The following is a 12,885-nucleotide window of genomic DNA, read 5'->3' as shown; positions in this document are numbered from 1 at the left end:
ATTATTTATTTGATTTTTCTTTTGTTAAAATGAGATCCTTAATGTCATTCATATTGACTAGTACGTCATAGCTTATAAAACATGTAGGGCCAACTGATCTTAAATTTAATTTCATGTTGTCATGCGATGCATCAGATAGAGTTATAGTTCCTGTGGAAAAGATGCAGTCTTCGTAGCGTTGTGAAGAAAATTTAGCCTCTTTAATAGAAATAACAAACTCATTTTTTTCTTTAGTTGTTATATCAGATTTTAAAATTGTAAACCTCTCATTTTGAAAATTAATGAATGAAAATGTAAACGAATTAGGTGTTTTATCCAAAATCTCAAACTTCATTGGTTGGCCTTCAGCTTTTCCGATCCAAATTCCTGAAAGTTGGGATAGGCTTTCTTGCTTTTCCTGAGCAAAACTGTTATTGCTCATAATAAGACATAAAACCAGGACTAAGATATTTTTCATTGAATTAAGAGATACAATTTTAAAACATTTTATTATTAATATTAACGTTCTATAAAGTTAGTTATAAATGAAAAACCCTGCAATTTATAATCATTATAAATATCAATTTAAATGACTGATTTTACTCATATTTTTTTAATGAGACGTATTTTTGCACAAACAAAAATTGAATGGACTTTAGATATCAGGATCCGTATCCAATTCAGAAAGATGATACGGCGTATAAGAAGCTTACATCAGATTATGTAAAGGTTGAAAAGCTGGGTGACAGAGAAATTTTAACAGTTGATCCAAAAGGACTGGAATTATTAGCTGAAGAAGCTATGGCAGACGTTTCTTTCATGCTTCGTTCTTCACACCTGGAAAGCCTTAGAAGAATCATTGATGATCCTGAAGCTACAGATAATGACAGATTCGTTGCTTACAACCTTTTGCAAAACGCTGCAGTAGCCGTGGAAGGAGCTCTTCCTTCTTGTCAGGATACAGGAACAGCTATCGTAATGGGAAAGAAAGGAGAAAATGTATACACAGGAGTAGATGACGGAGAATACTTGAGCAAGGGAATTTTCAATACTTATCAAAAAAGAAACTTAAGATATTCTCAGGTGGTTCCTTTGACAATGTTTGACGAGAAGAATTCAGGGTCTAACCTTCCCGCACAGATTGATATCTATGCTAAAAAAGGAGATTATTATGAATTCTTATTCTTAACAAAAGGAGGAGGTTCAGCCAATAAAACATTTTTATATCAAAAGACGAAATCTTTATTGAACGAAAAATCTCTTGAAGAATTCGTTAAAGAAAGAATCTCTGATCTTGGAACAGCTGCCTGTCCGCCTTACCACTTAGCGTTGGTAATTGGAGGAACTTCAGCAGAAGCCAACCTTGCTGCAGTGAAAAAAGCTTCAGCAAAATATTATGATCATCTTCCAACAGAAGGAAATGAAGCCGGCCAGGCATTCAGAGACCTTGAATGGGAAGCAAAAGTTCAGAAAATCTGCCAGGAAAGTGCAATCGGAGCTCAGTTCGGAGGAAAATACCTTACGCATGACGTAAGAGTAATCAGACTTCCGAGACACGCGGCATCTTGTCCGGTAGGAATGGGGGTTTCTTGTTCTGCAGACAGAAACATTAAAGGGAAAATCACAAAAGAAGGGATCTTCCTTGAGCAATTGGAACAAGACCCAAAAAGATTCTTGCCTGATACACCTCCACACCTGGAAGAAGCAGTTGAGATTAATCTAAATAAGCCAATGCCTGAAATTCTTGCTGAGTTATCCAAATATCCGATCAAAACAAGATTGAAATTGAATGGAACATTAATCGTAGCAAGAGATATCGCTCACGCAAAAATCAAAGAAATTATCGACAGCGGGAAACCAATGCCTGAATATTTCAAAAACCACCCGATCTATTATGCAGGACCTGCAAAAACTCCGGAAGGAATGGCTTCAGGAAGTTTTGGGCCTACCACTGCTGGAAGAATGGATGTTTATGTGGATGAGTTCCAAAGCCACGGAGGAAGTATGATCATGCTGGCAAAAGGAAACAGAAGTAAAGATGTTACCAATGCTTGTCATAAGTACGGAGGTTTTTACCTTGGATCTATCGGAGGACCTGCCGCTATTCTTGCTAAAGACAATATTGTGTCTGTAGATGTAGTAGACTTCCCGGAATTAGGAATGGAAGCGGTAAGAAAAATCGAAGTAAAAGACTTCCCTGCATTCATTATTTCCGATGATAAAGGCAACGATTTCTTCGCAAATCTTGCTCACTAATTAGTTTAAAATTAAAATAAATAATAAAATAGAGCACTGATCTTTTGTGTAAAAAAGAAAAAAGCTTTATTTTTGCCTAAAATCTTTAAGAGAATGATAACGATATTATCAGCATTTTGGCCGTTCTACCAGTTCCTTTGGACTATATTCTTCATTACTATGTTCTTAGTAGGATTCTGGTGTATTTTTATGTTCTTCGGACTAGTAATCCCAATGTGGCTAACTGAAGGTTTGAAAGAGTATTTCGGAAAAGTAAAGCCTTTCGATCCTGAAGACATCAGAAGAAAGCTTATCTCTGAGCAGGAAGGTGTAGAAGTTATCTATAGCGAGCCTAAAGGAAACGGACCTTTCCTTCACGATCACGGACATCATCATTAATTGATTGTCATTGCTTTTTCACCTGAATTCTGAAAAAGTAATATCAAAGCAAAACAACATATATAAAACCGCTTAATTAGTTAGGCGGTTTTTCTATTTATTATTCCTAAGGCTTTCCGGGGACATTCCAAATTTCTTTTTAAAAGCCCGTGTAAAGTTCTGAAGATACTCATAACCACATTCAATAGCTATTTCTTTGATCATAATCTCTTTGTCGGTGATCAGTTTTCTCGCTTTCAGCATTCTGAGTTCCGATATATAATGAGCAATCGTTGTATGATACTGGGCCTTGAATTCCTTTCGGATAATATTCTGATTCATACCAATATACTTTCCGATCTCTTCCGCTTTTATATTTCTGTGGTAATTTTCATCAATGAATTTCCTGATCATTTCAGGAGTCTTTGGAGTGGATTCCAAAATGTTTTTCTCATTAAACTGCTCAAAAATCAAAATCAGAAGCTTAATAATCTTGGCTTCTATAAATAGCTTCTGCATGATTCCTTTCTTGGTGTATCCTAGAATTTCTTTTACAATCATATGCATTTCAACCGTCATGTCCGGCGGTGTTTCTTTATGGAGGAATATGAAATTATTATGAATCATATTTTCCAGAATCTCAGCATTCTCACGATTAAGCTCAGGATTGATGAGGTTAAAAATATATTGATAATTAATCTGAATCTGAAGATACATCAGGATTTCCTGGTTTTCAGTCCATAGCTCAGCAATACTTTCTGTAGGGGAATAATGAAGGATATATTGATTTTTCTTAAATAAAAATTGAGTTCCGCAATCGTGAGCTTTCAAATTAATGCCGTCACTCAGCAGAAAAAGAAGATTAAAGCTGGACTTCCCTTCCAGCATATGAGATTTGAAGGATTGATCAGGACACAGATCTTCCTGTATGATGATTTTGATGTCTTCGGATCTGAACAAAAGTTCACTTTTTGATGGTTTCCTCATACAACACATTTTTACAGCCATGGTACAACTACTTAAAGTAAAAGTTCTTCGCAGGATAACCAAAAGTTCGGAAATGATAACTCAGGGTTAAACAGGAGAGGTACTTTTGCGCAAAATTAAATTAAATTTAGAATAATTAAAAATAATATTTTATATGTTTAAAGATTTACATTTTGCAATACAGAAAATCAGAACGGGATTAACGTTGCTGACTATTGCCGGAAGCTGCGTCTATGCTCAGCAATGGGAAAATGCTGGAGGCATTCAGGATGTATCAGCAGGAGGGAGCAGTTTTAATAATTTAGTTATTGACAACTCAGGAAATTATTATCTGTCATATTATGATGTTTCTGTAGCCAGAGGTTCTGTTCAGAAATTTGACGGGAATTCATGGTCATATTTAGGAGGAAGTGCCGGGGTTACAACTGGAACGGCAACTTACAATTCGTTGTCTATAAGCCCAAATGGAAACAGTCTTTATTATACCAATCAGCTTGGTTATCCAGGCTCAGGAATGGAAGTTCGTCTGTTTACCGGATCGTTATGGTCACAACTTCCGAATGCTACAGACAGTGCTGTAAATTATCAGGCTTCTGCAGTTTCTTCTGATAATATTATATTCACTTATGGATCTTATGGTTCAGGAACGGTAAAAAGATATTTTGGCGGAACTTGGGAGCAGGTAGGAAATGCCGGCTTTTCAGGAGGCGCTGAATTTGCTGAAATGGTCATCGGAACTAATAATATGGTCTATACGTGTAATGTTTCCGGAGGTTTAAAAGTGTATCAAAACAGTACTGATGCAAGCTCAACACAAAACTGGAGTTTGGTAGGCGGAGCTTCTGCAGATGCTTCTTCTTCAGGAGAACAATACAATGCTGATATTGCTTTGGATGGATCTAATACTATTTATGTAGCCTATGTTTCGAACTCAGGAGGAGGCAGAAAAGTGAATGTTAAAAAATTTGACGGAAACTCTTGGGTACAGGTTGGAAATGCTAATTTTTCAGAAGGGAAAGTTCAGCATGTTGCTTTAGCAGTGACGGAATCCGGGAAACCATATGTAGTTGCCAGCCGTTTTGAAAATGATAATTTCCTGAGAAATACAGTTTATAAATTAGATGATTCACAAAACTGGATTGCTTTTGGAGGTGACTTTGTTTCGGATGGTGAAGCAAAATACAACGACCTTGCCATAGATAAAGCGCACAATTATCTTGTTCTTGCTTATTCTGAAAATACCACAAAAGTTAAAAGAATTTCTCTGACAGTAAATCCTCAAACATGCAGCAATACAGACCCCGGAACAAATGTGGGTGATACAGGTTGTGTGAGTTTTATGTATCGTGGTCAGCAGGTTGCTTATTCCACAGTAAGAGGTGCTGACGGAAAAATATGGCTTCAGCAGAATCTTGGAAGCACACAGGTTGCTTCATCTGTGGCTGATGCCAATTCATATGGAGATCTTTTCCAATGGGGAAGATGGGATGACGGTCACCAGCTTAGAAATTCTCAGACAGCACAAGCTCCTTCACCTAATACTCCGGAAGGCATTGGTGCTGCAGGAGGAGTGTATGTTGCGGGGTCTCCGGCATGGTGGGCCGGTTTTGCAAGTTCGGATACATGGGCTGGTGCATCAGTTGCAGATGCTAGTGCATCAGCCGGAGTAGATCCTTGTAAAGCGATAGGAACAGACTGGAAAATGCCTTCTCAGGCAGACTGGACTGCTTTAGTAGGAGCTGAAGGTATTGGTAATCCGGCAACTGCTTACAGCAGCAATCTTAAATTACCGGCAGGAGGATACAGAAGCTCAGGTAATGGCGACTTTAGTTTTGTAGGGCAAAGAGGATATTTCTGGAGTTCTGATACATCAAGTTTAGGCGCGAAATATCTGTATATCGGATCAACTATTGCCAACCCATCAGCAGGAGCAATGAGAGGACAGGGCTCATCAGTAAGATGTATTAAGCCTACATCTTCTTTAAGTACTTCAGAAATTAAGTTGAATAATGCTGTAATAGGAATACATCCGAATCCGACAAAAGGAGTTCTTACTGTTAAATCAGATTCCGTGATTGAAAAAGTAATCGTTATCAATGCAGTAGGACAAAAAATGAACATAGAGTTCTCCGATAATCAGATCAATATGGCTGAACTTCCATCAGGATTATATATCGTAGATTTAAAATTAAAGAATGGACAATCCGTTTCTAAAAAAATTATAAAAGACTAACCGGATTTCAACAGCAAAGATTTTCGTTCAAAAAATAGTTCATTACAATTACTTTTATTGGAGGCTCATGAAATTTTCATGAGCCTTTTTTTAATTTATTTTTTCCTGGAAAATTGAAATATTTGATGAAGACTGCGCAAGAATAGTCGTTATGAAGAAAAATTTATACTATATTCGATAAAAAAATAATAAATGAAAAAGTTTTATTCCGTTGTTTTTGTGCTTGTTACCATGTTTGTTTTTGGGCAGATCAACTATACGATTAGCCCTAATCCGTTCAATGAAACAGATGTTGTTACGCTTACGGTTCCGGGAGATCAGATTGATGAATCCGCCTGGGGAGTTTCCAATAATACCATTTATATCTGGTCATGGTCTTTTGACACTAATTACCAGAACAGTCAGAACTGTCCTACCAATGGTAGCTGGAGTAGCTCCAACGACCTGAATAAACTAAATTATAATGCTGCTACAGATAGCTATTCACTCACTTTTACTCCGACTTCTTTTTTCGGAAGAACAGGAATCGGAAGGTTCGGATTTTTATTAAAAGATAAAACAGGATCCCATCAGACCTCACCGGACATTTTTGTAAATGTGGGTACTTTAAGTTTAAATCTTACCAATCCATTATCCAATAGCCTGACTTCTGTTCCGGCAGGAAACTCTATCATTATTACTGCAACAACAAATACCAACGCAACATTTCAGTTAAAAGCAAACGGAACTGTGGTTAACTCTACAACAACTCCATCACAATCCTATTCTTACAGTTATACAGTTACTCAGGATGCCAGTATGGAACTTATTGCTACAGAAGGAGCTAATTCTAAAACTGCGACATTCATTTTACAGGTTCCCAGAAATGTAATTTCTGAAGCAATACCCAACTGGATAAAACAAGGAATTAATTATCATCCTACAGATCAAACCAAGGTTGGACTTGCTTTATATGCTCCGGGAAAAAGTTTTGTTCATGTCATCGGAAGTTTCAATAACTGGGTGGTGAATGATACCTATTTAATGAAAAAAGATACCACAAATCCTGATCTGTACTGGATAGAATTGATTGGCCTGACTCCTCAGCAACTCTATACTTTCCAGTACAGAACAAATGATCTGAGAAAGGTGGCAGATCCTTATTCGCCACAGATCTTATCTTCTTATGATGATCCGTGGATTTCTGCCTCCACATATCCGAACTTACCTGTATTCCCAGCTGGACAAGGGTTTGAAGTTTCAACGTTTAAAACAGGGCAGGCGGCATATAATTGGCAGGTTACCAATTTTCAGAGACCAGCGAAAGAAGATCTCGTTGTATATGAGTTATTATTAAGAGATTTCACACAGGAAAAGAACTGGCAGTCCCTGATCAATAAAATTTCTTATTTAAAGAATCTAAAAATCAATGCTATAGAATTGCTTCCTATCATGGAATTTGACGGGAATCTTTCATGGGGATACAATACTTCGTTTCATTATGCATTAGACAAAGCGTACGGAACCCCTGAAAAATTCAAAGAATTTGTAGATATCTGCCACCAGAACGGAATTGCAGTGATTCTGGATGTAGCATTTAATCACGCTACAGGGCGCTCTCCTTTAGTAAGACTTTGGAATATAGATCCAGATGGTGACGGTTATGGAAATGTTGCAGCAAACAATCCTTATTTCAATCAGGTTCCGAAACACTCATACAATGTGTTTAACGATTTTAATCATACAAGTCTTTCAACTCAATATTACGTTGAAAGATGTCTTCAGCAGTGGCTGACAGAATATCGAATAGACGGATTCCGTTGGGATTTAACAAAAGGATTTACCCAAAGCTGTTCCGAAAATGACGAAGCATGCACCAATGCCTACCAACAGGACAGAGTGGACATCATGAAGCATTATGCAGACAGACAATGGGCCATTGATCCGAATTCTTATATGATCTTTGAACATCTGGGAACGGATGCAGAAGAACAGCAATGGGCAAACTACAGAGTAGCAGAAGGAAAAGGAGTAATGCTTTGGAATAAACAAACTGATCCCTATAACCAGAATACCATGGGATATAAAGACAACAGTAATTACGACAGAATGAACCATAGTCTTCATGGTTTTACCAATATGCGTGCTGTAGGGTACGGAGAAAGCCATGATGAAGAAAGACTGATGTTTAAAAACCTTGCCTACGGTGCTGCTAACGGAAGTTATGATGTTAAAAACCTTAATACAGCTCTTGAAAGAATGAAAACCTTCGGAGCGACCTTCTTTACCATTCCTGGTCCGAAAATGATCTGGCAGTTCGGTGAATTAGGCTATGAGTTCAGTATCAACAGATGTGCTGACGGCACCATCAATAATGGGTGCAGAACCGATGAAAAACCTGTTGCATTTACCTTGGGATATGATTCCAACGTAAACAGAAAAGCAGTATATGATATATGGGCTAAAATAATCACAATCAGAAATACCCATCAGATTTTTAAAACTAAAACGTACAGTATAGAATCCAATAATCTGACTAATGATCCGGATGGATTGATCACAAGAATTTATCTTTATGATCCGGCTATTACAACCGGAATAAAAAATGTGGTAGTATTGGCCAATTACGCTACATCTGTACAAAACGTTGTTCCTTTCTTTCCTTACACAGGGCAATGGCAGAATCTGATGGATGACACTATTTCGAATGTAGTTTCTACCACGGCCCCGATAACTTTACAGCCGGGAGAATTCAGAATCTTCGGAAATTATGCAGGTGCGCTGTCAACAGCAGATATAAAGACAGTAAATAAACTATCTCTTCAGATTGCAGATAATCCGGTTCAAAACAGAATTGCTAAATTAATTTTTAACAAAGCAAAAAACGGAGAAATTTTGATTTTTGATATGACTGGCAAAAGGCTGGATTCATTTAAACTGAATAAAGAAAACGGTACCTATGAAATGAAGATCACTTATCCGGCAGGAACTTATCTGGTGCAGCTGAAATCGGAAACAGGAACTGCAATTCAAAAGATGATTGTAAAGTAAACGAAAAGGCAGATTTGCAGTATAGCAGATTTGCCTTTTTTGTATATTTAAAAAAATAGTCTACTTTTGCAGTAGATTTATCAAGAAAGGTGGAGGGATTTGGCCCAAAGAAACCTTAGCAACCTGCACGATTCGAGAAGTGTAAAGGTGCTAATTCCAACCCTGAGGGGGGAGATAAGTGAAGTCAATATTCTTATATGAATTCCATTTCTTGAAGTCTTGTATATCTGCGGAAAGATCCGTCAGACTGTTATTATTAATTGGCAAGAACAAAAATGAAAAAATTAAGTACAGCTGTATTATTGCTTGGAGCAATTTTGGTTGCTGCTCAGGAGAATGAGGAAAAAGGAAAACAAATCGAAGATATTATCATCGTTGGAAACCGTAATGTCAAAAGAACCAAACTGGAAACACCGGTTCCTGTAGATGTTATCAATATAGACAAAATCCAAAGGAGTTCTCCACAAATGACTGCTCAGGATCTTCTGAATTATGTTATCCCATCGTTTAATGCAGTGAGACAGTCAGCTTCTGATGGTACCGAACATATTGATCCCGTAACCTTAAGAGGAATGGGACCTGATCAGGTTCTTGTATTGCTGAATGGAAAAAGAAGACACACTACTTCTTTAGTCAATTATCAGAATACAGTAGGAAATGGCTCTGTAGGAACAGATCTGAGTACAATTCCTGTCATTGCTATTGATAGAATAGAAGTCTTAAGAGACGGTGCAGCAGCACAATACGGTTCTGATGCCATTGCGGGAGTGATCAATATTATTCTTAAAAAAAATGCAGGAGCTTCAGCAAGTCTTACGTATGGATTGACTGGGAGAAATGATGGAGATACCTATCAGGCAGGAGCCAACTACGGAACTTCATTAGGAAAGAACAACGGATATCTCAATCTTTCATTACAGTTAAGCCACAGAGGAAAAACCACAAGAACTCAAAATCACGATCTTGATATTTTTGGAAATAATTTTGCTTATGCATTTGCAGATGATCCGGAAGCAGCAAGAGCTGCAGATGATGCGAAGATTAAGGAGCGGGGATTGGCTCGCGATGATTTCAATTTTCAGATCGGAGATGCTCAAATCAGACAGGGACAGCTGTTTTTCAATTCAGAATACCCTTTTAATGATAATTTTAAAGTGTATTCTTTCGGAGGTTTCAGTATCAAAGAAGGAAAAGGATTTGGTTTCAGAAGACTGCCTAGCGAAACATCCAATGTAGTTGCATCCATTTACCCAAACGGATTTCAGGCAGCTCTTGGGTCTCAGGTGTATGATGTTTCTTATGCTGTAGGTGCAAAATATAATGTTAACGATTGGCTATTGGATCTAAGCAATACATTCGGAAGCAATACATTCAATTATAATGTGAGTAATACCAACAATGCTTCTCTCGGGGCAAAATCACCAACACGTTTTTACGCAGGAGCGCATAGCTTCCTTCAAAATGCCATTAATCTTGATGTTTCCAAAAATATAAACCGTTTCAATATCGCATTTGGTGGAGAATTCAGATTTGAACAATACCAGATTAAAGCCGGTGATGAAGCTTCTTATACCCAATATGACATCAATGGAAACGTTGCTACTGAAGGATCAACAGTACTTGGAGCAGGAGGATCTCAGTCCTTTATCGGGTTTTCTCCAAACAATGCATTGAAGAAAGACAGGCACTCCACCGCAGTATATGGCGATGTATCTTATGATTTAGATAAAAAACTGAATATAGATGCCGCTGCAAGATTTGAAAATTATTCAGATTTTGGAAATACCTTGAATGGAAAGCTGGCCATACGATATGAGTTCGTAGAAAATTATGCAGTAAGAGCAGCTGTAGGAACGGGATTCAGAGCACCCTCTCTTCAACAGCAGTATTTTAATAACTCTTATGCCGATATTTCGACCTCTGGTTCCGGAATTGTAACCAAAGGAATTTTCAGAAATGACAGTGATGCTGCAAGAATTCTTGGATTCGATAAACTCAAACAGGAAACTTCTGTCAACGCAAGTGCTGGATTCACTTTAAAACCTGTAAAAGGATTATTTATTACCGTAGATGGATATTGGATAAAGGTAAAAAATAGAATTGTGATTACCAGCAATATCACTGATCCGAAGCTGGATCAGTTTAAGGTCGAAAGCGGAAGATTCTTTGCCAATGCCATTGATACCGAAACAAAAGGAGTAGATGTAGTAGTTTCATATGATTGGATTCTCGGTAACGGAAAAATGAATATTAATCTGGCCGGAAATTATACAGAAACGAAAATCACAGACTTCCATTTTCCGGAAAACTTAGGAACTCCTCAAAATCAATTTTTTGGACCGGATCAGATCAACATCATTGAAACCCTGTCTCCAAAAACAAAAGCCTCATTAGGATTAAATTATGGAATCGGGAAGTTCAATTTTCTCGTGAGAAATACCTATTTTGGTAAAGTAATAAGAGATGGTTATCCATTTGGAGGAGTCCAGGAATTCTCGCCGAAAATAGTGACCGACATCAGTGTTGGGTATGATATCACAAAAAGTATCAACTTTACGGTAGGAGCCAATAACGTATTTGATGTCTTTCCGGATCGTCAGATATATGAAAATTCGTATTATGGTGTATTCAAATATGCACCGGTACAGATGGGAACACTGGGGAATTATTTCTTCGGAAGACTTAATTTTAACTTTTAATCATTAAATGAGCACTGCTTCACATCAGATTGGCTGGAAAACAGCCGCCGCCATCGTTGTTTCCAATATGATCGGAACAGGGATTTTTACAACTCTGGGATTTCAGTTATCCGATATTACCAATACCTACAGTATTTTCCTGTTATGGAGCATTGGAGGAGTTCTCGCTTTGTTCGGAGCTTTTTGCTACGCAGAATTGGGCTCACATTTTAAAGGAAACGGAGGCGATTTTATTTATCTCAAAGAAACCTATCATCCCATATTCGGATATTTGATAAGCTGGGTTTCACTCATCATCGGATTTTCCTCTCCGGTAGCGCTGGCAGCACTGGCAATGTCAAAATACCTTTCCGTATTTGATTATTCCTTTGGAAACGGTTTTGCGATTGCAGCTATTTTCCTGGTTGCGATTGCGTTATCATTTAGTTTAAAAACATCCAGCAGATTTCATAACTTTTTCACTTTCATCAAAATAGCTTTTATTATTGTGTTGGTTATACTTGGTGTTGGACTTTCAGATTCAGCACAGATTGGCAATAGTTTAAACTTCAGTGACAGCTGGAAAAATGAGATCATGCTTCCTGCATTTGCTACGTCTCTGGTATTTGTTACCTATTCCTACACAGGTTGGAATTCGGCTTCTTATATCGCAGGAGAAATAAAAGACGTTCAGAAAAACCTTCCAAAATCTTTGATTATCGGAACTGTTTTTGTGACGGTAAGCTATATTTTGGTGAATTATATTATGCTGAAACATGCTCCTGTGAGCCAGTTGGCAGGAAAAGAAGATGTGATGGGAGAAGCTGCTGTCAATATGTTGGGTCCTGCTTTTGGAAAGATCGTCAATATTTTTATCGCTTTGCAGCTAATTGCAACAATTAGTGGATATTTATGGGTCGGTTCGAGGTTGACCCAGGCTTTTGCAAAACATACGTACATTTGGAAACCATTATCAACGGGCAATACAAAAGGAATTCCTGTAAGAGCTATTTTTGCTCATGCAGTGATTGCTGCCATTATTATTCTAACAGGAAGTTTTAAAGAAATTTTTGTTTATACAGCTTTTATTTTACAGCTTTTTGCAAGCCTGGCCATTTCTACCGTCTTCTTCCTTAAGAAAAAAGACAGGAAAATTTTTAAATCGAATGCTTTCCATATTTTCCCAACTGTTTTTCTATTGTTCAGTATCTATATTCTCTATTTTACATTTGTTCATAATCCTAAAGAAAGCCTTATTGGAGTGGGAATTATAGCCGTAGGAATTGTTTTATATTTAGTTGACAGAAGACTTTCCAGGCAACATCAAAACAAGTCTTAATAGTATAGAAAGGTTAATATATAATT

The 12,885-nt window shown here is 37.5% G+C and carries 8 protein-coding genes and 1 riboswitch; of the genes, 6 read left to right on the top strand and 2 right to left on the bottom strand.

Annotation, left to right across the window (positions count from 1 at the left end; genetic code table 11):
• Position 1: 1 nt before the first annotated feature.
• Positions 2 to 457, bottom strand: a complete 456-nt coding sequence (locus tag KIK00_RS14345) for a hypothetical protein (RefSeq protein WP_255813060.1) — start codon at positions 455 to 457, stop codon at positions 2 to 4.
• A 170-nt stretch (positions 458 to 627) separates the two neighbouring features.
• Between KIK00_RS14345 and KIK00_RS14340 the strand changes: the two genes are divergently transcribed.
• Positions 628 to 2,235, top strand: coding sequence for a fumarate hydratase (locus KIK00_RS14340; RefSeq protein ID WP_255813059.1), 1,608 nt, complete (start codon positions 628 to 630; stop codon positions 2,233 to 2,235).
• Positions 2,236 to 2,328: 93 nt separating this feature from the next.
• Positions 2,329 to 2,613 (top strand): hypothetical protein, encoded by a 285-nt coding sequence (locus KIK00_RS14335; RefSeq protein WP_170872059.1) that lies wholly within the window; start codon positions 2,329 to 2,331, stop codon positions 2,611 to 2,613.
• Between the two features lie 93 nt (positions 2,614 to 2,706).
• Here KIK00_RS14335 and KIK00_RS14330 read toward each other — a convergent pair whose 3' ends face one another.
• On the bottom strand, positions 2,707 to 3,579 hold the full coding sequence (locus KIK00_RS14330) for a helix-turn-helix transcriptional regulator (RefSeq protein WP_255813058.1): 873 nt from the start codon (positions 3,577 to 3,579) through the stop codon (positions 2,707 to 2,709).
• A 154-nt stretch (positions 3,580 to 3,733) separates the two neighbouring features.
• Here KIK00_RS14330 and KIK00_RS14325 point away from each other — a divergent pair, with 154 nt between their 5' ends.
• From KIK00_RS14325 to KIK00_RS14310, 4 genes are all read left to right on the top strand, one after another.
• Positions 3,734 to 5,812: a T9SS type A sorting domain-containing protein gene (locus tag KIK00_RS14325; protein WP_255813057.1), complete on the top strand. Its 2,079-nt coding sequence runs from the start codon at positions 3,734 to 3,736 to the stop codon at positions 5,810 to 5,812.
• A 192-nt stretch (positions 5,813 to 6,004) separates the two neighbouring features.
• Positions 6,005 to 8,842: an alpha-amylase family glycosyl hydrolase gene (locus KIK00_RS14320; protein ID WP_255813056.1), complete on the top strand. Its 2,838-nt coding sequence runs from the start codon at positions 6,005 to 6,007 to the stop codon at positions 8,840 to 8,842.
• A 74-nt stretch (positions 8,843 to 8,916) separates the two neighbouring features.
• Positions 8,917 to 9,023: riboswitch (SAM riboswitch) on the top strand.
• Positions 9,024 to 9,117: 94 nt separating this feature from the next.
• Positions 9,118 to 11,541 carry a TonB-dependent siderophore receptor gene (locus tag KIK00_RS14315; protein ID WP_255813055.1) on the top strand — a complete coding sequence of 808 codons (2,424 nt, stop codon included), beginning with the start codon at positions 9,118 to 9,120 and terminating at the stop codon, positions 11,539 to 11,541.
• A gap of 7 nt (positions 11,542 to 11,548) precedes the next feature.
• Positions 11,549 to 12,859 carry an APC family permease gene (locus tag KIK00_RS14310; protein ID WP_255813054.1) on the top strand — a complete coding sequence of 437 codons (1,311 nt, stop codon included), beginning with the start codon at positions 11,549 to 11,551 and terminating at the stop codon, positions 12,857 to 12,859.
• The last annotated feature ends 26 nt before the right edge of the window (positions 12,860 to 12,885 follow it).

The organism is Chryseobacterium sp. MA9 (assembly GCF_024399315.1).
Taxonomy (GTDB): Bacteria; Bacteroidota; Bacteroidia; order Flavobacteriales; family Weeksellaceae; genus Chryseobacterium.
This window is presented reverse-complemented; position numbering and strand designations above follow the sequence as displayed.

Bases quoted from the DNA above. Each gene is read 5' to 3' on its own strand.
- KIK00_RS14345 (WP_255813060.1), bottom strand. From the start codon at position 457: ATGAAAAATATCTTAGTCCTGGTTTTATGTCTTATTATGAGCAATAAC.
- KIK00_RS14340 (WP_255813059.1), top strand. From the start codon at position 628: ATGGACTTTAGATATCAGGATCCGTATCCAATTCAGAAAGATGATACG.
- KIK00_RS14335 (WP_170872059.1), top strand. From the start codon at position 2,329: ATGATAACGATATTATCAGCATTTTGGCCGTTCTACCAGTTCCTTTGG.
- KIK00_RS14330 (WP_255813058.1), bottom strand. From the start codon at position 3,579: ATGAGGAAACCATCAAAAAGTGAACTTTTGTTCAGATCCGAAGACATC.
- KIK00_RS14325 (WP_255813057.1), top strand. From the start codon at position 3,734: ATGTTTAAAGATTTACATTTTGCAATACAGAAAATCAGAACGGGATTA.
- KIK00_RS14320 (WP_255813056.1), top strand. From the start codon at position 6,005: ATGAAAAAGTTTTATTCCGTTGTTTTTGTGCTTGTTACCATGTTTGTT.
- KIK00_RS14315 (WP_255813055.1), top strand. From the start codon at position 9,118: ATGAAAAAATTAAGTACAGCTGTATTATTGCTTGGAGCAATTTTGGTT.
- KIK00_RS14310 (WP_255813054.1), top strand. From the start codon at position 11,549: ATGAGCACTGCTTCACATCAGATTGGCTGGAAAACAGCCGCCGCCATC.